Below are 22680 nucleotides of genomic sequence, written 5' to 3'. Positions count from 1 at the left end.
GAGACTATCAGTGCTTCTATGTTATAAATCGTATTTTACGTATAGTGAACTAGTATTGATATCCAAAAGAAGAATACGCCAATTGTATTCTTCTTTTGGATAGAGTTCGTTTGAGTGAAAAGGGAGTGGGTGTAGGTGAGGGGTAAAATAAGTACGTGGCTAAAAAAGGTTAACAATAAATGGGGAAGACAAAGTACAAATAAAAAAAGGGAGTTTCGTTATCTATTAATTCATAAACTGATGCTTGTTGTGCTAGGTATTTTAATGATTAGTTCTGCCTCGGGAATTTTACTATTATCAAGTAACAATACGATGCAAGAGGAGATACATAACCTTAATGAAGTTGCTGCCATCAAAGATAAGTATGCCAATGTCATTAATGGCATCAATCAAATTGGACTTGTTCAATATGATTTAATAACAGTTGGTTATGTAGAGACGAGAGCACGGGGCTTGAAAGCGGATATAGAAAGAGTCAGCAAAGAGATAGAAGAAATTAAACCATTTATGATGTCACAAAAAGGGTTTGAAGCTTATTATAATCATTTAAATGATGGATATAATCAGTTCGTGTATGTTTATGAACATCTTTTATCAGAACCATTTGTTGGAGATAGAGCCAATCGAATAAGAACAGATGCCTCTCAAAGAATTACTGGTGCCTTAAAAACAGTTGAAAATGCTCATGAAAGAATTCAACCCTTATTGGAACAGTCATTTGAGGAGCGAAGTGAACTATTAAATGAGACACTTGAGAAAAGTCAGTTAACTCTTCTATTGACGATTGTTAGTATTGGAGCTTTCTCACTTATTATTGTCCTTATATTTGCTAGAAATCTAAATAAAGGGATTAAATCAGTCGTGAAGCGAATTGGAGCGTATAAACAAGGGGATTTCACCTATGAAGGCAAGTTGAATAGGCGCGATGAAATCAGTGACATTGATGATGGGTTATGTATAATGGCTAACCAATTAATAACATCATTGCAGTCAAACATCGATTCGAGTAAGGAAATGTTTGCTGTAGCATCTGATGTCGCTAAGCGTTCTCAAACGAACCAAGAAGCATCGGCTCAGATTAAGGAGCTGGCGAATTTATTTAGGGAAGCTGCTCAACAGCAATTAGAGCATGCTACTTCAATATCTGCGGTAACTGAGCAATCATCTGTAAGTACACAAGATATAGAAGTTTCAGCGGTATCTATTAATAAGAAAATGGAAGATATGAGCAAAAATGCTAAGGGTGGTGCTACTTTCATTGTTGAAATGAGTAAAACGGTTAAAGCAGCAGCGAGTGAGACGAAACGGCTTTCAGAAAATATGAAAGATGTTGTGACGAGCATGGAAGAAGTTTCTCGTTTTATGAATGATATTGAAACTATTACAGGTCAAACAAACCTGTTGGCTTTAAATGCTTCAATTGAAGCGGCACGGGCAGGTGAAGCTGGTAAAGGATTTTCTGTTGTAGCGACCGAAATTAGAAGCTTATCTAAACAAACAAATGACTTTTCGGAGCAAATTAAACAAATAATCGGAACGACTCAAGGAAATACACTGCAGTTTATGGAACAATTTTCAGCATTTGAAAAAGTAGTACAATCGGTTGTATTGGATTCTGAGCAAGCGTTGAATATTTTTAATGAAATAAGCGAAAAAGGAACAGATTTAACTAATGATAATCGTGAAATAACCGAGGCAATTCAAGCAATTTCTGCTGGACTGCAAGAGGTGGCTGCATCAACAGAAGACCTTGTTGAATCTGCTTCTAATCTAGTTGGAAAATCAGAGGAAATCACAGTTTCATCATCAGAACAAATTAAAAATTCAACTGAATTGTTAAGAAATATGAATAGCTTAGAAGGTGTCGCTAATAGAGTGAAAGAAAGTACGGAAAAATTTAAAATTAATTAAAAAAAATCATATAAAATGATTGTCATTTTATGATTAAACGATTATACTAATTATAGTGCAAGCGATTTCATAGTTTTAATACTATTTTATCGCGCTTTTTTTTACAGTCTTTGTGCAATCGGTTGCCTACGCGATGCATTGTCTAAGGGAGTGAAAGAAGAAGGGTGTTTGAAACAATCAAATATTGTGCATGATACTTAAAAACATTAGGGGGAAATCAAATGTTTAGAAAATCTTCATTGTTGATGATGGCATTCATGTTAATGTTGTCCATTGTACTTGTTGCGTGTGGTGGAAATGGTGGCGGTGGAGAAGGATCTCCAGCTCCAAAAACTGATAATCAAACGAATGAGCAAGCGGATGCTACTGTTCCTGAAAAACCAGCTTCATTAAAAATGTGGGCAAATGACAACGAACAGCAATTAGCAGCTTTAACACAAATTGCTGAAAACTATACAAATGAAACAGGAATTGAAATTGAAATTGTTCCTATGAACTTTGATGACCAAGTAGATAACCTATCGTTAGATGGCCCAAGTGGAACAGGTCCAGACCTTTTCTTCCAGCCGCATGATAGAACAGGTGATATTTACTTACAAGGTCTTGCTGCAGAGCTAGACATTCCAGAAGATAAATATAACGAGTACTACGATTATGCAATGGAATCTTTCCAGTTTGAAGGCATCCAATTAGGTGTTCCTTCTGTTATTGAAACATATGCGCTTTTCTACAACAAAGCTTTAATGCCTGAAGTTCCAGAAACAATGGATGAGTTTATGGAATTAGCAAAAGAATTAACGCAAGGTGACCAATATGGATTCTTAGTAGATGCAGGTAACTTCTACTTTGTTAAACCATTCATTACAGGTCCTGGTGGTTACATCTTCGGAGGTGAAGCAGGTAACCTAGATTCTAGTGACATTGGTTTAAACAACGCTGGTGCTGTTGAAGGTGGGGAATTAATTCAATCTTGGGTACAAGAAGGGTTAATGCCTGCAGATATTAACTATGATAATATGGCTTCTCTCTTTGAAGCTGGTAAGGCAGCAGCGGTTGTAAATGGTCCATGGGCTATTCCGGGCTTCCAAACAGCTTTAGGTGATGATTTAGGTGTTGCGTTACTTCCTAAGTTCTCTAATGGTGAAGTTCCAGATTCATTTGCAGGTAACAAAGGTTGGTTAGTATCAGCATTTAGCGAAAACCAGTACTGGGCTACTGATTTTGCATTGTTTATCTCTAACCCAGAAAGCTCGCAAATTTATTTTGAAGGTGCTGGTGAAATCCCAGCTCGCCCAGATGTTGCTGAAGCTGCAGTCGTACAGGATGCTCCTTATATCGGTACATTTGTAGAACAATCTCAGTATGCTGAACCAATGCCGAATATCCCTGAAATGTCTCAAGTTTGGGATCCAATGGCTGGAGCACTTCAACATATCTTACAAGGTGAGGATGTCCAAGACGTACTCGATGAAGCAGTTGCAGAGATTGAAGATCAAATTGCAATTCAAGGACAATAATGATAAATACGGGAGGGACTCCCTCCCGTATTTTCAATAAGAAAAGACCGTGAAGTTTTTCTTGTTTTTAGAATTTGGCCAGGAAAGAGGAGGGAACAACCGTGTCAAATACAGGTTTGGATACGCAAAAGACAGAGACAAACCATAATGTACTACTAGCTACCCTGTTATCCGTTGTATTCCCAGGCGTTGGACAATTTTATAACCGAAGATTTATAAAAGGTGCCATATTATTTGTATTTAGTGCAGCCTTTTTAAGTGCGTTATTACCGTTCATTACAAATGGTTTATGGGGTTTAGTCACGTTAGGCACTGAACCAGGAGAAGATTCTCGATTTCTAATTGTAAATGGAATCGTAGCTTTATTTTTAACTACACTTTTTATTACTGTTTATGGTGGTTCAATATTAGATGCAAGAAAAGATGCTTTAAAATTAAAGGAAGGCTGGAAAATTCCTTCTATAAAGGAGTCATTTCACCATTCTTATGATAAAACATTTCCATATTTTTTAGTTCTTCCAGGCTTTTTTATGCTGTTGTTAACTGTCGTTTTACCATTATTATTTCTATTCTTTTTAGCCTTTACAAATTATAGTCGTTATAATGCTCCGCCACGTAATTTACTTGATTGGATTGGTCTTGAGAACTTTATAAATTTACTAACAATGCCAGTTTGGAGAGAAACCTTTATAAGCGTTTTATCATGGACGTTGATTTGGACGTTTGTTGCAACGACGCTACAAATTGTTTTAGCCCTGTTTTTGGCAATCATTATAAATGATGAACGGATTAAGTTTAAGAGAGTAATAAGAACAGTCATGATTTTACCTTGGGCTGTACCTGGATTTGTTACGATTTTGATTTTTTCTTCGATGTTCCACGAAAGCTTTGGAGCGATTAATCGTGACATTATTGTTCCGCTCCTTGGTTCACCAATAAGTTGGATGTCTGACCCGTTTTGGACGAGAACAGCCTTAATTACTATTCAAGTATGGCTTGGCTTCCCGTACGTGTTTGCTTTGTTTACTGGTGTTTTACAAAGTGTGTCTAAAGATTGGTATGAAGCTGCTGATATTGATGGTGCAAATAAGTGGGCTAAATTTAGACAAATCACATTACCTCATGTGCTATTTGCAACTGCACCGCTATTAATTATGCAGTATTCGTTTAATTTTAATAACTTTAATATTATTTATCTATTTAATGAAGGAGGCCCGGCTGTCCGTGGGCAAAGTGCTGGTGGAACAGATATATTAATATCTTGGGTGTATAACTTAACATTTACTAATCAGCAATTTGGTATGGCGGCTGTTGTATCACTTGTTATGGGTGTATTTGTGGCGACCTTCGCATTTTTCCAATTCCGTCGCTCCAGATCGTTTAAAGAGGAGGGCAAAATATAATGACTCGAAAAATGAAATCCAATTTAGAGGTAGCTGGAATATATCTAGTCGTAATAATTATGTTCGTTGTTATCCTATATCCAATCTTATGGACATTAGGAGCTTCATTTAACCGAAGTACGAGTCTGGCGACTGCATCATTAATACCTGAAGTAGCGACATTAGCGCATTATGAATGGTTGTTTGGACAAAGTAGCTTATATTTAACTTGGTATAAAAACACACTGATGGTTGCTGCTGCTAACTCTATCGTGGCAACCTTTCTTATAGCGTTAGTTGCTTATGCCTTTTCAAGATATCGTTTCGTTGGGCGGAAGAATGGTATGTATATGTTTTTGTTACTACAAATGTTTCCGTCACTAATGGCGATGGTTGCTCTTTATATTGTGTTAAACATGTTCGGTCTTTTAAATAGTCTTGTTGGTTTAACTTTGATTTATATTGGTACAGCGATTCCGCTAAATGCGTTCTTAGTAAAAGGGTATTTTGATACGATTCCACGTGAGTTAGATGAATCAGCAAAGCTGGATGGGGCAGGACATTTTCGGATTTTCTTTACAATCATGCTTCCTTTAGCTAAGCCGATAATTGCCGTTGTTGCACTATTTAACTTTATGGGGCCGTTTATGGACTTTATCTTGCCACGTATTTTGTTACGAAGTCCGGAAAATTTTACACTTGCAGTTGGGTTGTTTAATTTAATCAATAATGCCTATGCAAATAACTTTACTAGGTTTGCAGCAGGAGCCATATTAATAGCCGTTCCTATTGCTGCTGTATTTTTATTCTTACAACGTTACTTGATTTCAGGATTATCATCTGGTGCAACGAAAGGGTAGAGAAATATGAATACATTAAAATAGAAAGTCGAGACGGCTTTCTATTTTAACTTTTCAGATTATGGCAAAAATGCATTTGTATATCAATGAAACTAAAGCTATAATACGAAGAGATTACAAAATAGAGAGGGGGTACCGCATGAATGTTACAATAAAGGATGTTGCGAAGCTTGCAAATGTAGCACCATCGACGGTATCTCGAGTCATAGCAAATAGTTCGAAAATCAGTGAAAAAACGAAAGAACGTGTGAGAGCCGCCATGCAGGAATTAGGTTATCATCCTAATTTTAATGCAAGAAGTCTTGCGAATAATACAACGAAAACATTAGGAATTGTAATGCCGAATTCAGCAAAAGTGGCGTTCCAAAATCCTTTTTTCCCAGAGGTTATACGAGGGATCACTGCAAAGGCGCATCAAGAGAACTATGGTTTATATTTATCGACTGGACAAACAGAGGAGGAAATTTTAGACGAAGTGATGGAAATGGTTTATGGTCATCGAGTGGATGGGATTATTCTTCTTTATTCACGGATCGGCGACAAGGTAATGCCATTTTTATTAGAAAAGGAATTTCCGTTCGTCCTCATTGGTCGACCGTATGATATCGACGAATCACTTGTAACGTATGTTAATAATGATAATTACAAAGCCACAAAGACCGTTACAGAGTATTTACTTTTATTAGGGCATGAAAAAATTGGTTTTATAGGTGGGAGCCTAGATTTCGTATTAACATTAGATCATTTACAAGGGTACAAAGATGCTCTCGAAAAAGCTAATATTACGGTTCGAGATGAGTTTATCGTCCATCAAAGTGAGGTCAAAGAAGGTGGGCAAGACGCTATAATTGAATTGATGTCATTAAATCAGCGTCCGACTGCATTGGTGGTTACGGATGACATAATGAGTTTTGGTGTGTTGAGAATGCTTGATGAAATGGGTGTTAAAGTTCCTGAAGATTTATCTCTCGTTAGCTTTAATAATGTTATGATTTCTGAGTTTTCTTCTCCACCGATGACAACGGTTGATATTCATATTTATGACTTGGGATTTCGTGCAACAGAGCTACTTATCTCAGATGTTTTGCACCCTGAGCAAGCAAAGAGAAAGGAAATTATTTCTCATAAGCTTATTAAGCGTCAAACATGTAGTAAAGTTAAAAAAGGATAATAGGAAGGGCTTTGCATATCTTTATGCAAGCTCTTTTTTTTGAACGTAAATAGTAATTAATGATAAATTAACGAAGCATTTAACTTAAATTTGTAAAATGTAAACATTTGGATATTATACTTAGTTAAGGATAAGGGATGTCCCCAAGCACTCTTGAGATCCTTCGCATAATGTGAAGAATACAGGTATTTAAAATACATGATATGATTTCTGACCGAAATCAAGAATAATCAGGTTTAACCAACTAAAATAAGGGAAAGGAAAAAAAGTGGTTACACAATGTATGAAAAACCAAAATAACGAGAATCATAGGAATAATTTAATAGAAGCTAGGACAAAAACGAAGGAGGTATGTGAATGAAACAGTATATCTTTTTCAGTGATGTCGATCGGAAAAATGTACCGTGCCAGGAATATATAATTGAAGCTAGTGGTATGATGGAAGCTTTGTTAAAGGCAAAAGAAATGAAGGCTAGTCTTGAAGCGGAATCCTCCTCACAAATAAAGCTTCAGTTCAAAGGTGTTGTTTATTAAATGACATTCTTTGAAATAAGGAAACAAAAAACCGGGATTATTCCGGTTTTTTTGTGTTTAAGATTGAAAAATTGTATTACGTACGTTTCTAAATGAAAGAAAAAAGGATATCAATATAGTGCACCTTTTTAGTCAATTGCGTCACTATTTATACCGCTTGTAGGTGACTATAATGAAAGTAAGGAAAGCGATTACAAGATTAGGTGGTGAAGCTACGTGGGAAAGACCGTGAATGTTGAATTGAAAACGGATACAAAGGTGGGAGCAGTTTCGAAGAATAAACTAAAATGGGACAAAATTTTATCCTTTGTTGCTTTTGTGGGTCCGGCACTAGTATTATTCCTAATCATTCAAATTGTTCCTTTTTTTATGGGGGTTTATTATTCTTTCACCTCATGGAATGGTGTAAGTTCAACAGTTGAATGGGTAGGTTTAGATAATTATATAAAATTATTTACAAATGATCAGCGATTCTTTAACTCATTTATGTTTACTTCGAAATTTATGATTGCGGCTGTTATTATTAGTAATCTAATAGGGTTTTCACTTGCTTTACTATTAAACGCTGCTTTAAAAACGAGAAATATCCTCCGAACAGTGTTTTTTGTTCCAAATGTAATCGGCGGCTTATTACTCGGTTTTATCTGGCAATTTATTTTTGTTCGTGGCTTTGCTGCAATTGGAGATATTACAAACATTCCATTTTTCCAGCAGCCATGGCTTGGGGATGCAAGTACAGCATTTTGGGCAATCGTCATTGTTTTTGCTTGGCAAATTAGTGGCTATATGATGGTTATATATATAGCTGCGCTTCAAGGGGTAGATACATCACTACTAGAAGCTGCGAAAATTGATGGGGCAAATTCTTTTACAACGCTAACGAAAATTATCATTCCATTAATTTTACCAGCCTTTACTATTTGTTTCTTTTTAACGATATCAATGGCATTTAAAATATTCGACTTGAATCTTTCGTTAACTGGTGGTGGGCCGTTTAATTCGACACAATCGGTAGCAATTAATATTTATCAAGAAGCGTTCACAAATAATAACTATGGTTTAGGTTCAGCGAAATCAATATTATTCTTTATCATTGTAGCCATTGTAACAACTGTTCAGGTGATGGTTACGAAGAAAAGGGAGGTTCAAGCGTAATGAACCGATACACAAAAAAGACGTTTGGATTGGAAGTAATAGGAATTGTCTTAGGGATTATCTTTCTCATACCGTTTTACTTTGTTGTTGTTAATTCTGTTAAGAGCTTTGCAGAAATCTTAATTGATGCAGCTGCTTTACCAAGTGAAATTCTATTATCGAATTACGCAAAAGTATGGGAGATTTTAAACTTCCCATCAGCATTTATGAATTCATTTATCATCACATTCCTTAGTATCGTTGGATTAATTATCATTAGTTCTATGGCTGCGTGGAAGCTTGTCCGAACACCAGGTAAATTTAGTAGCTTTCTCTTTATCATGTTTGTTTCGGCAATGGTTATTCCCTTTCAAGCGGTCATGATTCCACTTGTGAAGCTTGGTGGAATACTCGGGATTATGAATAGCATTCCTGGTATAGTCATGATGTATTTTGGTTTCGGAGTTCCGCTTTCCATTTTCCTTTATCATGGGTTTGTGAAAACGGTCCCAATCGAAATTGAGGAATCGGCCCGAATCGATGGATGCTCGCAGTTTGGTGTGTTTTGGAGAATTGTTTTCCCGCTTCTTAAACCGATAACTGTCACAGTTATCATATTAAATACACTGTGGATTTGGAATGATTACTTATTACCGCTTCTTGTCTTGCAGGATGCATCATTACGTACAATCCCTCTAGCAACAAGCTCTTTCTTTGCACAGTATACGAAGCAGTGGGATATGGGGCTGGCGGCGTTAGTGCTAGGTATTACGCCCATTATCATTTTCTTCTTATTTCTTCAGAAACACATTATTAAAGGCATCGCAGCAGGCTCCATTAAGTAACTGAATCGTAGTTATGAATTTTGTAGTGATAAACACTGCAAAAGTTAAAATAGTAAGATAAAATGAAAATTTTAAGGAGGGCAATTATCTTATGAAACGTTTATTAATGCTATGTTTAACAATGCTATTGGCAATTGGGGTTCTCGCTGCATGTGGTGGAAACTCAGATACGTCCAGTGACTCTTCAACTGGAGGTGACGATGCAAGTACAGATAAAGAAGCGACAACAGGAAATGAAGAGCCTGTCACATTAGAATTCTTCAATTTTAAGGTTGAAATTGCTGACCAATTACGTGCGATGCTTGATGAATTTGAAGCTGAGCATCCTCATATTACTGTAAATCTTGAGACTGTTGGTGGTGGAGCCGATTACGGTGCTGCTCTACGTGCGAAATTTGCTTCTGGTGAAAAACCTGATATCTTCAATAATGGAGGTTTTAATGAGTTAAACCTTTGGAAAGAGCATTTAGCAGATCTTTCAAATGAGCCATGGGTTGAACATTTACTTCCGATTGGAGCTGTTCCAACGACAGATGAAGAAGGTACTCTTTACGGAATGCCTGTTAACCTAGAAGGTTATGGATTTATTTACAACAAGGATTTATTTGAACAAGCAGGTATTACTGAACCACCTGGTACCCTTTCTGAGCTTAAGGAAGCAGCTGAAAAGCTAGAAGCAGCTGGTATTACTGCTTTCTCAGCCGGCTATGCTGAGTGGTGGGTTATCGGACAACATTTATTAAATATCCCATTTGCACAACAAGAAGATCCAGAAGCATTCATTAAAGGATTATCTGAAGGAACTGAAACATTTGCTGGTAATCCGCAATTTGAGAGCTTTCAAGAAGTAGTTGATTTAGAGCTGAATTATGGTAATAAAAATCCGTTAACAACAGATTACAATACACAAGTGACACTGTTTGCAACAGGAGAAACAGCGATACTACAACAAGGAAACTGGACAGAAAATATGATTTACGAAATTAATCCAGATATTAACATGGCATTTTTACCGATTCCTTTAAATGATGAAGAGGGATCAAATCGTCTACCTGTTGGTGTACCAAATAACTATGTTCTTCACAAAAACTCTGAGCATTTAGAGGAAGCAAAGCTTCTTTTAAATTGGATGGTATCTTCTGAAACAGGTCAACGTTATATGACGGAAGAGTTTGCTTTCATCCCAGCGTTCGATCATATTGAGCCAAGTGGTTTAGGTGCCCTAGGGGAGTCAATTTTAGAGTATTCAGTTGCTGAGAAAACAATTCCTTGGACTTGGTTCCAATGGCCAGATGGTGCCAATCAAGATTTTGCAGCAGCTATTCAGGAATATGCAGCTGGACAAATCGATTTTGAAACAATGCTTGCGTACTTCCAATCTTCATGGGATAACTTAAAGTAAGTATATTGAATCATTGAGGTATCTCATATTTTTCCAGAAGGCATGTCTATACGTAGATGTGCTTTCTACTTTATACTAAGGCGTATATTGGGAAGGAGTGCCTTCAATGATATCATTTATAAAGAAAAGCATCCGTAATAAATTAATTTTTTTACTGTTTTTAACGACCGTGGTTCCCTTTAGTTTATCCTTAATTGTGACTTATTTTCATACATCTGAATCTTTAAAGGAAAACGCAATACAGGAAAACTTAAATCTTCTGTATCAAGGTAAAGTCAATATTGAAACAAATATAAAAGAATTAAATAGTTTAACTTTGTCCATTTATCGAAATCCAGATTTCATGAATTATTTAAAATCGTCGAGGTTTCCGTCTGATTTTATATCTCTTAATCATGTTAATAGTGTATTACAAACATTATTATATTCAGATGAAAGTATAAACAGGGTATATATGTCCATTATAGAAAGCCATCAATTGGTTTCTGTATCAAGACGTTCTGCTGTCGTTTATACAGAAAATGTAGTAGACATTGAAAAAGACTATTATCTAAAAGCAAGGGAAAATCAGTACAACATGTATTTGGAAGCGATGTATAATCCGAGTCCTGAGATTAAGCGCTCTAATTCGTTTACTTTGCATCGTGCGTTTATTAATGTACCAGGAGAGGATTTGCTCGCATACATTTCATTGGAGATTAAACCAGAAAAAATAGCGGAGTTAAGTCGAAATCTATACGATTCATCATCCGAAGAATTTTATATTATTGATCAAGAAGGTAACTTTATCTTTAGCTCGCAAAATGGTCAATATGGAAAAGACGATATGAAGTGGATAAACCTACTTTTAAATACTAAGAATGAACGTGGTTCTATTGAATGGAACGATGAACATTTTCAAGGAGTTATGGTTTACGATAAAATAGCCGAGTCAACAGGGAATTGGTTACTCGTTAAACGTCTTCCCTACACTACGTTACATGAAAGTGCTTATGATGTTGCTGTCATTAATATTATTTTCGGCGTTATCGGTTTAGTGCTAGTTATTTTAGCGACATTGTTTGTCTCTTTCCGTATTACGAATCCAATTCGGGTATTAGTTCAAAACATCCAACAGGTTGAACAAGGAAATATGCAAACTCAGTTTAAATCATTAGGTTCGGATGAGATAGGAATTTTAGGTGAGCGGTTTAGGCTCATGATTGGGAAAATTAATCATCTTATTAATCGAGAATATAAGCTTGAGCTAGAGAATAAAACGAATCAGTTAAAGGTACTTCAATCGCAAATAAATCCACATTTCTTATACAATGCGCTGCAATCAATTGGTACGATTGCCTTGAAAAATAAGGTGCCTGAGGTTTATACGTCGCTTACCGACTTGTCTCATATGCTACGTTACGGGATGAATATGGATGAAGGGATGGTTTCACTAGATAAGGAAGTAAATTATACGAAATCTTATTTCCTTTTACAAAAGCAAAGATTTGGTGATGATTTAGACTATTCCATTGAGGTTGATAAAGACGCGCTCAATGTTAAGGTTCCGAAAATGATGTTACAACCAATAATAGAAAATTATTTTAAACACGGATTTGATATTCGAGAAGGTGTAGGCAAAATACAGTTAAAATGTACATTAGAGGATTCTTTCTTACTTGTTCAAATCATCGATAATGGACTTGGTATTACGGAAGAGAGACTTATAGAGATTCGTCGCTATCTATACGAAGAAAACGCTAGTAGTTATCGAGATTGTAATATTGGTCTTAAAAACGTCTATGCTCGATTAAAGCTCTATTATTCAGACAAGGCTACGTTAGATCTGACAAATCTTGAACGGGGTGGCTTATGTGTGATGATGAAGCTCCCAGCCGAAATGGAGGGTAATACTTATGAAGGCGATCATTATAGATGATGAAAAGCATGTGAGGGAAGGGCTTATGTTGCTTGCTGAATGGGAGCGCTTTGGAATTGAGACCATTTTTGAAGCGTCAGATGGAGAGGAAGCTGTTGCGCTTATTTCACAGCATCAACCTGAAATCATTTTTACTGATATGAGCATGCCAAGAAAAGATGGAATTCACTTATTAAAATGGATACACGCTTCTAAAATACATTGTAAAACGATTGTTGTTAGTGGTTATGACGATTTTCAGTATATGCGAAATGCGATTGCATTTGGGAGCTTTGATTATATCCTAAAGCCTATCCAGCCAGATGTTTTAAATGAAACGTTAAGCCGTGCTGTTAAAGAGTGGAAGGAACAAGCGTCGAATCATTTATCGAATATAGAAAAAGCCCGTGTCATAAATGAAGTTAAGCCTCTGTATTGGGATTACCTTCTTTCGGGAATGTTAGATAAAGCGAAGCTTACTACTAGGGTAATTAAACAAATAAAAAATGAATTTCAGATTGATGTTAGCTTCTTACCAGTCGTGATTGCTGTTTTACCAATGAATATGATGATTAAGAACAAGTATCAAGGTGATGCCGACTTAGCGTTTTTTTCGCTACTTAATATTAGCAATGAAATATTAACGGAACAAAAGAGTGGGGTTGCATTTAGAAACTTAAATAAAGAGCAAGAAATTGTTCTTCTATTTTGGAAAACAGAAGCGATTGCTGATTTAGCTGGAAAAATTGCAATAGAAATTCACCGTTTTACAAAAATACATTGTACGATTGTTGTTGGCCAAAGCTCTATGCAAATTTCTGAAAGCTATGAATCTGCGGAAAATGCCCTTCTAAAACAGAATTTACTTGAGCATAATTGGAATACAACGATTGTGATCGATATTCCGAAGAATTCGAAGCCGCTCATTCACCCATTTGAATATTCTGAGGAAATTAAGTGGGCGATTCAAAGTGGAAGCACAGATCAAATTGATACGATCTTAGAGCGAGTATTTCAAACGTTTGAACGAAACCAGTACTTTTCTCGTGAACAAATTGCGATATGGGAAAGTCAATTTGAAATATTAAAGGAACATTGGTTAAAAGAATATCAAATTGAATCTGAAACTCCTTTTTACGAAGGGAAAGCTTATTGGAATGATGATGGCGTTTTCTCATTTAATAAATTCAAAGAGGAAAAGCGGAAGGAATTTCATGAGCTAATACGAATAGTGTATAATGTCCAGTTTAAAAAAGAAAAAAACAGTGTTCAAAAAATTGAAGAATATATTCGACATAACTACCAAAAGGATATTAAGCTCTCAGAAATTGCTGATCGTTTCTTTTTGAGCAGAGAATACATTTCGAGGAAATTTAAACAAGAGTATGATGCAACGATTACTGATTATTTAACAAAGATCCGAATCGAAAAAGCAAAAGAATTATTAGAAAATCCATTTTTAAAAATTTATGAAGTTGCTGATTCGGTTGGTTATCAAAATGATAAATATTTCATCAAAGTATTTAAGAAGTTTGCAGGAATGACCCCAAAAGAATATCAAGCTAAAATAAAGAGTGGGGAAAAATAGAAGGCATTGAAAAATAGGTTATTTCAGTAATCTACCTTTAATAGAATTTAGCTAAGAGATTAAATATGTAGAAACAGTATGAAATAATAATAAACTATTGTGTCTTGATGTAGTATCGATTAAAATGTAGTGTGAATTTTTATAACGGTTTCAGGTAGTGTTTTTTCATTATAGAAGGTAAAAAGATAGGTCGCATACGTAGAAAAGAAGGGGATATCATGGCAACGATAGAAGATGTGGCTAAATTGGCGGGTTTATCTAGATCCACTGTGTCTCGGGTAATTAATAATCATCCTTATGTTACTGATAGAAAAAAACAATTAGTCTACAAGGCAATGAAGGAATTGGAGTATTACCCTAATTCATCAGCTCAACGGTTGCGAAAACAGAGAACCGATACAATTGCTGTACTCGTTCCTCGTCTGACAAATCCTTTTTTCCCTTTTCTTATTGAAGGGATGGAAGCAATTGCAGTAAAGAATAATCTTCAATTACTAATTTGTCAAACACAACAGGACAAAGCAAAAGAACTGAATTTCCTAAATCTATTAAAAACAAAGCAGGTCGATGGTTTAATCTTTACGTCAATCGAAAATGAGTGGGCTACGATTGCTTCGTATCAAGAAGGTGGACCGGTGCTTTTGTGTAATGAATATAAATCAGAAGCTAAAATTCCAATCATTCGACTCGATCAAATTAAGGGAAGTTATATTGGAGCCCGCTACTTAATTGAAAAAGGACATAAAAGAATTGCTTATTGCGGTGGGATGAAAACGGAACTAGGTGCTGATCGTCAAAAAGGATTTATGAATGCACTGAGAGAACATAATCTAGAAATAAGCGAAAATTGGATTTTTCGAGATTTACACAGCATCGAATGCGGCAAGAAGTTGTTAAGGGAAATCTTAGCGATGGAAATCCGGCCAACTGCGGTATTTTCAGGAAGTGACGAAGTAGGAGCAGGGATTATAAAAGAAGCCAAAAGTCTTGGATTAAGAATTCCAGATGATATTGCGGTCCTTGGTTTTGACGATCAACCTATTGCAGAATTAATGGAACCAGCTCTAACTACGATTAGACAGCCAATTAAAGATATGGGTAAGAAGACAATGGAAGTTATGGTTTCAATGTTAGCAAATGAAATCAAGAATAATGAGAAACAAGTTTTCGAGTTACCAATAGAGCTTATAATTCGAGAGTCTGTGTAGGTAAATATGATACATTCTGGGATCGATCTCATAATCATCATAGGTATGGATACTAGCAATATTCTGGGATCGATTTCATAGAGGGGGTGTTAAAACTTTATTTTCAGTCGTATGAACATTTTAAATGAGAGAAAGCCATTGTCTAGCGAATGTATTCACATGGATAACATCATAATAGAATCTAAGGAGGAATTACTATGGTAAAGGTAACTGTATGGAATGAAAACCGCCACGAACAAAAGAATCCGGTCGTTCGAGATATTTATCCAGAAGGAATTCATGGAGCCATTTCTAGTTTTTTGAAGGGGGAGAAAGTACTTGTTAAAACAGCAACTCTTGACGAACCTGAGCATGGGTTATCTGATGCTGTATTAAATGATACCGATGTGCTCATTTGGTGGGGGCATCTTGCACATGATGAAGTTAGTGATGAGATTGTTGAGAAGGTGAAGCAACGTGTATTAGAGGGGATGGGGTTGATTGTTCTCCATTCTGGCCACTTTTCCAAAATCTTCAAATCATTAATGGGGACTACGTGTGATTTAAAATGGCGTGAAGCGGATGATAAGGAACGTCTTTGGGTTATTGATCCGAGTCACCCAATTGTAGAGGGAATTGGTGAATTCATCGAGCTTGAAAAGGAAGAGATGTACGGTGAACATTTTGACATACCTGCTCCTGAACAACTTATTTTTATGAGCTGGTTCGAGGGTGGGGAAGTATTTAGAAGTGGTTGCACGTACCAAAGAGGAAATGGGAAGATCTTTTATTTCCGTCCAGGCCATGAAACGTATCCGACCTACCATAATGAAGAAATTCAACAAGTTATTAAAAATGCTGTAAACTGGGTAGCTCCAACGAAAAGAGATTATCCTGTGTATGGTAACGCAAAGCCATTAGAAGAAATAAAACCGAAAAACTAAGAGATCGGGGGAGAGAAGATGAGTAAATTAAGAGTCGGAGTTATTGGTTGTGGGAGTATAGCAAAACACCGTCATTTACCTGAGTATGCGCAAAATGAAAACACGGAGATTATAGCTGTGTGTGATCTTGTAGAAGAACGGGTGCTAGCCTTTGCGAGCGAGTACGGCGTGTTGGCCTATACTAGTTATGAGGAGTTATTAGCTAATCCTGAAATTGATGCAGTTAGTGTTTGTACTCCAAACTACTTGCACGCATCGATTTCCATTGCTGCATTGCAGGCAGGAAAGCATGTCCTATGCGAAAAGCCGGTGGCAACTTCAAAGGAAGATGCGGAACAAATGATTCAAGCAGCAAAAATGGCGAATAAAAAACTGATGATTGCCCATAATCAACGGTTTGTTCCGTCCCATCAGAAAGCACGTCAGCTTATTGCAAATGGGGAGTTAGGAAAAATTTATAGCTTTCGCACAGCGTTTGGACATGGTGGTCCAGAAGGCTGGAGTGCAGATGGAAAGGAAAGCTGGTTCTTTAAAAAGGATCAGGCCTTTATCGGTGCGATGGGTGATTTAGGTGTACATAAAACAGATTTATTACGCTTTATTTTAGGTGAAGAATTTGTTGAGGTTGGAGCGTTTGTTGAAACGAGCGCGAAAGAAAATACGGATGTAGATGATACCGCTGTGTGTGTCCTAAAAACAGAAGGTGGAATTGTTGGTACGTTGGCTGCAAGCTGGTCCTATGTCTCAAAAGAGGATAATTCAACGATTATTTATGCGGAAAAAGCAATTGTTCGATTAGAGGACGATCCAACTAATTCTCTCGTCATTCAATACCAAACAGGTGAAGTAGTAAAATACGAGCTTGGTGGTATTCAAACGAATGATTCAGGTGGGCAAACGAATACACAGGTTATTGATCGATTTGTTGAAGCAGTTATCGAAAACAAAAATCCTGCTGTTTCTGGAGAAGAGGGGATGAGGTCACTTCAAGTTGTGTTAGCCGCATTAGAATCAAATGAAACAAAAAAAATAGTCAGCATATAAGAAGGTGGAGGAATATGACAAAACTAAAAGTGGGAGTAATTGGTGTCGGAGGAATTGCCCAGGATCGACATCTTCCTGCCTTACAACAACTAGTTGAGCACGTCAATATTGTGGCAGTTTGTGATGTGAATGAAGGGACAGTAAAAAAAGTAGTTGAGCAATTTCATGTACCACACGCTTTTACCGATTATCATGAGCTACTTTCTCACGTGGATGCAGTTATCATCTGCACACCAAATAAATTCCACGCAGAAATAACGATAGCCGCTCTTGATGCTGGTGTTCACGTATTATGTGAAAAGCCGATGGCCCTGAATGCTAAAGAGTGCGAAAAGATGATTGAAGCTGCAAAAAAGTCTGGAAAGGTGCTCTCCATCGCCTACCATTATCGTTATATGAAAGACTCGCAAGCTGCGAAACGAGTTATCTTAGAAAATGAAATAGGAGAACCGATCGTTGCACGAGCACAGGCTTTGAGAAGGCGTAAAGTTCCAGGTTGGGGTGTGTTTACAAACAAAGAGCTTCAAGGTGGCGGAAGTTTAATTGATTATGGCTGTCATTTTTTAGACTTAACATTATGGTTATTAGGGAATCCAAAACCAATAGAAGTAACAGGTACGGCGTATAATCGTTTAAGTAAAATTCCAAACCAGGTCAATCAATGGGGAACGTATAACCATGAGACGTTTGACGTTGATGACCATGTGACGGCGTATATTCGTTTTGAAAATGGGGCTTCACTTTTATTTGAAACGTCATGGGCAGCGAATATAAAAGAGGATAAAGAAAGTGTAAGTATCTCTGGATTAACTGGAGGCATTGATTTATTTCCTCTTGAACTGAATCAAGCGAAATACGGGACACTGTTTACAAGTCAGGCTGATTGGATACCAGGTGAAGAAAACCCGGGTATTGCTCAAGTTCAAAATTTTGTTAACAGCTGTTTAGGAGTTGAGGAGTTAGTTGTAAAGCCGCAAGAAGCATTACAAGTAACCCAAATTATCGATGCTATTTATAATAGCAGTGTATCTGGACATAGCATTCGTTTAACTTAGGAGGCCAAATATGAAATTAGGTGTATTTACAGTACTATTTTCTCAAAAGAATTTTGAAGACATGCTAGATACAGTAAAAAATGCTGGTGTGCAGGCAGTTGAAATTGGAACAGGTGGTTATCCAGGTAATGCTCATTGTGACATTGATCGACTTTTAGAAAATGAAAAGCTACGAGAGGATTACCTTGAGCAAGTAACATCACGTGGTCTTGAAATTAGTGCCTTTAGTTGTCATGGGAATCCTATTTCTCCAGATAAACAATTTGCTCAGGTTTCAAACGAAATACTAATAAAAACAATAAAATTAGCAAAATTAATGAACGTTCCCGTTGTTAACTGTTTTTCAGGTACTGCAGGTGATCATGAAGGAGCAAAATATCCTAATTGGCCCGTTACACCATGGCCAACCGAATATGGAGATATTTTAAAGTGGCAATGGGAAGAAAAACTAATTCCATATTGGAAAGGGATTGGGAAATTAGCAGAAGAGCATGGTGTCAAGATAGGTTTAGAGCTTCATGGTGGGTTCTTGGTGCATACGCCTTATACATTGTTAAAGCTGAGAGAAGAAACATCTGATGCGATCGGTGCAAATCTTGACCCAAGTCATTTATGGTGGCAAGGAATTGATCCTGTTGCTGCGATAAAAATTCTCGGAAAGCAACATGCTATTCATCATTTTCATGCAAAGGACACGTACATCGATCAGGATAATGTTAATATGTACGGCTTAACAGACATGCAACCATATGGCGAGGTTCAATCAAGAGCGTGGACATTCCGTTCAGTTGGTTGTGGGCACAGTATTCAAGAATGGTCTAATATTATCAGTGCTTTACGTACTTATGGTTACGACCATATTGTCAGCATTGAGCATGAAGACCCAATTATGTCAATTGACGAAGGGTTTGCCCGTGCAGTCAAAAACTTGAAATCCGTATTAATTGAAGAAAGACCTTCCGATATGTGGTGGGCATAATAACAAAAGGAGAACTCGTGTGTTGAGCTCTCCTTTTTCACTTTACAGGAAGTAAAAAAACAGGCAAGGAAGGACATTGCTTCGTTAGTTGAACAATCAGTGGTACTGTACTATAGTGAAAGAAACTACGTGAAAATGGGGGGATTACTATGAGTGAAAAAAAGTTTACCGTAGGCTCTTTAATACAGCAACAACGAGTCACAGCACCAATAGAAAAGCCATTAAGTGAGGAAAAAGAGGAAAAGGTACTCACTGTTTCACAACAGGGGAAAACCTATTTAATAAAGATGCCAGCTGAGAAGAAAACGTTGTTAGAAGCCGCATTTGAACAAAATCAGCTTCTTGATTATAAATGCCAAAAAGGAACCTGTGGGCGATGCGAAGTCCATGTGACAACAGGTAATGACTTATTATCACAGCCGACAGAAAAGGAACGCGAGAAATTAGCTGAAGCATTATCCTCTCAAAAACGTTTAGCCTGTCAGGCGGTTGTATCATCAAATTAAAATTTTACATAGAGGTTGTCCTAAAAGGTGAGTATTCCTTATTAGAACAACCTCGAAGCCGCTACTTTTTTGAAAGTCCTATTTCTCATAGTAGGAGCGAACGGAGTCATTGTCATTCAATTTTCTCCTTTTAGATAGCCCATTTTCTATGCCCAATGGGCTCCCCATAATTTCATTTCCTTTAAAATGTTTTTTAACGCATAACCTTTATCGGTTAAAGAATATTCAACAGTAACAGGTACGGTTGGATAGACGGTTCTATCAATGACTTGATTTTCCTCAAGATGACGTAACGTATCGGTTAGAGCCTTTGGGCTAATTTTTGGGATTGCTTTTTTCAGCTCTCCGAAACGTTTTTTTTCCTCAAAAAGCTCTTTTAAAATAAAAAATGACCATTTACCACCAAGGATATTTAAAGCTTTTTCAATTGAACATTCGATCGTAATATTTGTTTCGCCCATAAATATTCACCTACTATAAAAAGGATATATTACTATAAAAAATATACTTTGTAACTCGTTATTAATTATATCAAATAAATTTCAGTACTTGTAAAGAAAAGATAGAATAGATACGCTTTCAATAGTAGTAACACAAGAAATGACTAATTTAACGTAGAGGTGCAAAATGAAAAAAATTGTTGTTACGGGTGGTAGCGGTCTTCTAGGTACTAGTGTAATAAAAGAATTTGTTAAGAGTGGTTACGATGTCGTGAATGCAGATATCAAACATCCAAAAGAGTCACTATGTCCAACAGTCATTACTGATTTACAGCAATTAGGTGAGGTCTATGGTGTTCTAGCAGGGGCTGATGCAGTTGTCCATCTAGCAGCTATACCCGTAGCCTACTCTCACCCGAATGAAATGACATTTCGAAATAATGTAATGTCGACGTATAACATTTTAGAGGCAGCTGGGAATCTTGGTATTAAAAAAGCAGCGATTTCCTCGAGTGAATCTTCATATGGTGTAGTCTTCTCGAAACAAAGCTTACAGCCAAATTATGTTCCAGTTGATGAGGAGCATCCCCAATTGCCAGAGGAAAGCTATGGCTTATCTAAAATCGTAAATGAAGAAACAGCAGACATGATTCACCGTAGAACAGGAATGCAGGTCGTCTCCATGAGATTAGGTAATGTTATTACGCCGGAGATGTATAATAATTTTCCTAGCTTTATCCATGAACCTGAATTGCGTAAAACGATATTATGGAGCTATATTGATTCTCGCGATGCTGCTGTAGCATATCGAAAATCAATAGAAATAGATGGGCTTGGTTCCGTTGCCCTTAATATTTCAGCTGATGATACGAGCATGGATATACCAAGTAAAAAGCTTATGGAAACATGCTACCCGGGAGTAGAGATTACAAAGGAATTGGGAGAATTTGAAACACTCCTATCTAATGAAAAAGCAAAGCAACTCCTTAACTGGCAACCGGTTCATCAATGGAGAAATTATGTAAATCTAAAATAGTACTAGAAACGAGGGTAATCTAAATTAGATTATCCTCGTTTTTCGTTGAATCGCAATAGATTCCGTAACCGTTTATAGACAGCAAATATACGTAAAAGGTATAATTATAGACCTAACCAATTAATATTGTGAGGTGAAAACATGAAGGTAACGATAAAAGACATTGCTAATATTTGTGGAGTTTCTGCTGGGACTGTAGATAGAGCACTAAATAATCGAACAGGGATCAGCGAAAAGACTCGTAAAAAAGTCCTAAAAGTAGCAAAAGAGCTAAATTACCAGCCAGATTATATGGCTAGAAGTCTAGTTATGGGTAAAACAATGACTCTTGGGGTCGTATTATTTGACCTATACAATCGTTCATTTGCGCAATTAATGAATGCAATTGAACTAAAAGCGAGGGAGCTTGGGTACTTTGTCTATATTACACTTACGGATAAAGATCCTGAAAACGAGATAAAATGTATTAACTATTTAGTTAATAGAAAAGTTGATGGGATCATTCTTTTTACTGTAAATCATGGAGAAGAATTTGATGCTTATTTAAACAAATTTAATATACCGATCGTCACTGTTTTTAATTACATTTCCGAAAATTGGGAGTATGTAGGGATTCAGGAAAGAAAAGCGATGAAAGAGGCGATTGATTATATTGCTAGTTTAAATTACAAGAATTATATTTATGTTAGTCCACCACTTGCCTATTTAGGAAAAACAAACATTTACACTCAGGAAGAAAGACTGCATGGATTTTTAGAGGGTTTGCAAGAAAATGGTATTCAAGATGAGCCACAAATAATAAAAGAAGCAGAGTATATTGATGTCTTGTCAAACATAACCTTTAATGAGAATGAGAAAACGGCGATTATTTGTTCAACGGACTTATATGCTTTGGAAGTTATGAACCATTTAAAAGCTAGGAATTTAACGGTTCCAGGGTTTGTTGGTGTTATGGGATTTGATGATATTGATATGCTAAAATACATTACACCTAGATTGGCCACAGTTAAATACCCGATTGTAGAGGTTGGTGTGAAGGCGGTTGAAAGTATCCTTCATAAGATTGACCATGGGACGTATATTTCTACTCCGCTCCTTGATTACGAGATTATTAAAGGTGAGTCAATTTAAATAAATATTCAAAAAATATTTACTTAGTGATTGACGAATAGAATGAAGGGTGTTAAGGTAGACTTAACTTAATAAACATAAATGCTACTCTTTCTACTAACTATTAATGTGAAGAGT

At 36.6% G+C, this 22680-nt stretch carries 20 protein-coding genes; 19 read left to right on the top strand and 1 reads right to left on the bottom strand.

The features are described from left to right. The first annotated feature begins 135 nt into the window (after positions 1-135). From B1R93_RS07490 to B1R93_RS07415, 17 genes are all read left to right on the top strand, one after another. Positions 136-1911 (top strand): methyl-accepting chemotaxis protein, encoded by a 1776-nt coding sequence (locus B1R93_RS07490; protein WP_088103267.1) that lies wholly within the window; start codon positions 136-138, stop codon positions 1909-1911. Positions 1912-2132: 221 nt separating this feature from the next. Continuing rightward, positions 2133-3428 (top strand): sugar ABC transporter substrate-binding protein, encoded by a 1296-nt coding sequence (locus B1R93_RS07485; RefSeq protein WP_088103266.1) that lies wholly within the window; start codon positions 2133-2135, stop codon positions 3426-3428. Positions 3429-3529: 101 nt separating this feature from the next. Further along, a complete protein-coding gene (locus tag B1R93_RS07480) occupies positions 3530-4831 on the top strand; it encodes a carbohydrate ABC transporter permease (protein ID WP_133058619.1) in 1302 nt (433 codons plus the stop codon). Then, positions 4831-5670: a sugar ABC transporter permease gene (locus B1R93_RS07475; protein ID WP_088103265.1), complete on the top strand. Its 840-nt coding sequence runs from the start codon at positions 4831-4833 to the stop codon at positions 5668-5670. Before B1R93_RS07480 ends, B1R93_RS07475 begins: the two co-directional genes overlap by 1 nt. Positions 5671-5809: 139 nt before the next feature. Beyond that, the gene (locus B1R93_RS07470; RefSeq protein ID WP_088103264.1) at positions 5810-6841 is read left to right on the top strand and encodes a LacI family DNA-binding transcriptional regulator; all 1032 of its coding nucleotides are present in this window, start codon (positions 5810-5812) and stop codon (positions 6839-6841) included. 357 nt (positions 6842-7198) lie between these two features. Beyond that, positions 7199-7375, top strand: a complete 177-nt coding sequence (locus tag B1R93_RS22945) for a hypothetical protein (RefSeq protein ID WP_165763751.1) — start codon at positions 7199-7201, stop codon at positions 7373-7375. 258 nt (positions 7376-7633) lie between these two features. After that, positions 7634-8530 (top strand): carbohydrate ABC transporter permease, encoded by an 897-nt coding sequence (locus B1R93_RS07465; RefSeq protein ID WP_245308236.1) that lies wholly within the window; start codon positions 7634-7636, stop codon positions 8528-8530. Further along, a complete protein-coding gene (locus B1R93_RS07460) occupies positions 8530-9354 on the top strand; it encodes a carbohydrate ABC transporter permease (protein WP_088103262.1) in 825 nt (274 codons plus the stop codon). Before B1R93_RS07465 ends, B1R93_RS07460 begins: the two co-directional genes overlap by 1 nt. A gap of 91 nt (positions 9355-9445) precedes the next feature. Further along, complete coding sequence (locus B1R93_RS07455; RefSeq protein ID WP_088103261.1) at positions 9446-10756, top strand: ABC transporter substrate-binding protein; 1311 nt, start codon at positions 9446-9448, stop codon at positions 10754-10756. A 106-nt stretch (positions 10757-10862) separates the two neighbouring features. Continuing rightward, a complete protein-coding gene (locus B1R93_RS07450) occupies positions 10863-12674 on the top strand; it encodes a cache domain-containing sensor histidine kinase (protein ID WP_088103260.1) in 1812 nt (603 codons plus the stop codon). Beyond that, complete coding sequence (locus tag B1R93_RS07445) at positions 12652-14241, top strand: response regulator transcription factor (RefSeq protein ID WP_088103259.1); 1590 nt, start codon at positions 12652-12654, stop codon at positions 14239-14241. The genes B1R93_RS07450 and B1R93_RS07445 overlap by 23 nt, the downstream gene beginning before the upstream one ends. 218 nt (positions 14242-14459) lie before the next feature. Continuing rightward, complete coding sequence (locus tag B1R93_RS07440) at positions 14460-15449, top strand: LacI family DNA-binding transcriptional regulator (protein ID WP_088103258.1); 990 nt, start codon at positions 14460-14462, stop codon at positions 15447-15449. A gap of 197 nt (positions 15450-15646) precedes the next feature. Next, on the top strand, positions 15647-16372 hold the full coding sequence (locus B1R93_RS07435; protein WP_088103257.1) for a ThuA domain-containing protein: 726 nt from the start codon (positions 15647-15649) through the stop codon (positions 16370-16372). Positions 16373-16390: 18 nt separating this feature from the next. Then, positions 16391-17416, top strand: a complete 1026-nt coding sequence (locus tag B1R93_RS07430) for a Gfo/Idh/MocA family protein (protein WP_088103256.1) — start codon at positions 16391-16393, stop codon at positions 17414-17416. 14 nt (positions 17417-17430) lie between these two features. Next, the gene (locus B1R93_RS07425; protein WP_088103255.1) at positions 17431-18471 is read left to right on the top strand and encodes a Gfo/Idh/MocA family protein; all 1041 of its coding nucleotides are present in this window, start codon (positions 17431-17433) and stop codon (positions 18469-18471) included. 10 nt (positions 18472-18481) lie between these two features. Next, complete coding sequence (locus B1R93_RS07420) at positions 18482-19450, top strand: sugar phosphate isomerase/epimerase family protein (protein ID WP_088103254.1); 969 nt, start codon at positions 18482-18484, stop codon at positions 19448-19450. 149 nt (positions 19451-19599) lie between these two features. Then, complete coding sequence (locus B1R93_RS07415; protein ID WP_088103253.1) at positions 19600-19956, top strand: 2Fe-2S iron-sulfur cluster-binding protein; 357 nt, start codon at positions 19600-19602, stop codon at positions 19954-19956. Positions 19957-20102: 146 nt separating this feature from the next. Here B1R93_RS07415 and B1R93_RS07410 read toward each other — a convergent pair whose 3' ends face one another. Then, positions 20103-20417 (bottom strand): winged helix-turn-helix transcriptional regulator, encoded by a 315-nt coding sequence (locus B1R93_RS07410; protein ID WP_088103252.1) that lies wholly within the window; start codon positions 20415-20417, stop codon positions 20103-20105. A gap of 166 nt (positions 20418-20583) precedes the next feature. On the opposite strand from B1R93_RS07410, the gene B1R93_RS07405 reads away from it, so the two are divergent. Next, positions 20584-21432, top strand: coding sequence for an NAD-dependent epimerase/dehydratase family protein (locus B1R93_RS07405; protein WP_088103251.1), 849 nt, complete (start codon positions 20584-20586; stop codon positions 21430-21432). 141 nt (positions 21433-21573) lie between these two features. Next, positions 21574-22563 (top strand): LacI family DNA-binding transcriptional regulator, encoded by a 990-nt coding sequence (locus tag B1R93_RS07400; RefSeq protein WP_088103250.1) that lies wholly within the window; start codon positions 21574-21576, stop codon positions 22561-22563. Positions 22564-22680 lie beyond the last annotated feature (117 nt).

Origin of the sequence: Halalkalibacter urbisdiaboli, assembly GCF_002156385.1 — a bacterium.
Classification (GTDB): domain Bacteria; phylum Bacillota; class Bacilli; order Bacillales; family Bacillaceae_D; genus Halalkalibacter_A; species Halalkalibacter_A urbisdiaboli.
The sequence above is the reverse complement of the archived record's forward strand: the minus strand, read 5'-3'. Positions and strand labels throughout refer to the sequence as shown.

Coding starts and splice junctions, on each gene's coding strand:
- B1R93_RS07410 (WP_088103252.1), bottom strand. CDS start 20,417: ATGGGCGAAACAAATATTACGATCGAATGTTCAATTGAAAAAGCTTTA.
- B1R93_RS07450 (WP_088103260.1), top strand. CDS start 10,863: ATGATATCATTTATAAAGAAAAGCATCCGTAATAAATTAATTTTTTTA.
- B1R93_RS07415 (WP_088103253.1), top strand. CDS start 19,600: ATGAGTGAAAAAAAGTTTACCGTAGGCTCTTTAATACAGCAACAACGA.
- B1R93_RS07460 (WP_088103262.1), top strand. CDS start 8,530: ATGAACCGATACACAAAAAAGACGTTTGGATTGGAAGTAATAGGAATT.
- B1R93_RS07435 (WP_088103257.1), top strand. CDS start 15,647: ATGGTAAAGGTAACTGTATGGAATGAAAACCGCCACGAACAAAAGAAT.
- B1R93_RS07405 (WP_088103251.1), top strand. CDS start 20,584: ATGAAAAAAATTGTTGTTACGGGTGGTAGCGGTCTTCTAGGTACTAGT.
- B1R93_RS07485 (WP_088103266.1), top strand. CDS start 2,133: ATGTTTAGAAAATCTTCATTGTTGATGATGGCATTCATGTTAATGTTG.
- B1R93_RS07440 (WP_088103258.1), top strand. CDS start 14,460: ATGGCAACGATAGAAGATGTGGCTAAATTGGCGGGTTTATCTAGATCC.
- B1R93_RS07475 (WP_088103265.1), top strand. CDS start 4,831: ATGACTCGAAAAATGAAATCCAATTTAGAGGTAGCTGGAATATATCTA.
- B1R93_RS07455 (WP_088103261.1), top strand. CDS start 9,446: ATGAAACGTTTATTAATGCTATGTTTAACAATGCTATTGGCAATTGGG.
- B1R93_RS07425 (WP_088103255.1), top strand. CDS start 17,431: ATGACAAAACTAAAAGTGGGAGTAATTGGTGTCGGAGGAATTGCCCAG.
- B1R93_RS07400 (WP_088103250.1), top strand. CDS start 21,574: ATGAAGGTAACGATAAAAGACATTGCTAATATTTGTGGAGTTTCTGCT.
- B1R93_RS07470 (WP_088103264.1), top strand. CDS start 5,810: ATGAATGTTACAATAAAGGATGTTGCGAAGCTTGCAAATGTAGCACCA.
- B1R93_RS22945 (WP_165763751.1), top strand. CDS start 7,199: ATGAAACAGTATATCTTTTTCAGTGATGTCGATCGGAAAAATGTACCG.
- B1R93_RS07420 (WP_088103254.1), top strand. CDS start 18,482: ATGAAATTAGGTGTATTTACAGTACTATTTTCTCAAAAGAATTTTGAA.
- B1R93_RS07430 (WP_088103256.1), top strand. CDS start 16,391: ATGAGTAAATTAAGAGTCGGAGTTATTGGTTGTGGGAGTATAGCAAAA.
- B1R93_RS07445 (WP_088103259.1), top strand. CDS start 12,652: ATGAAGGCGATCATTATAGATGATGAAAAGCATGTGAGGGAAGGGCTT.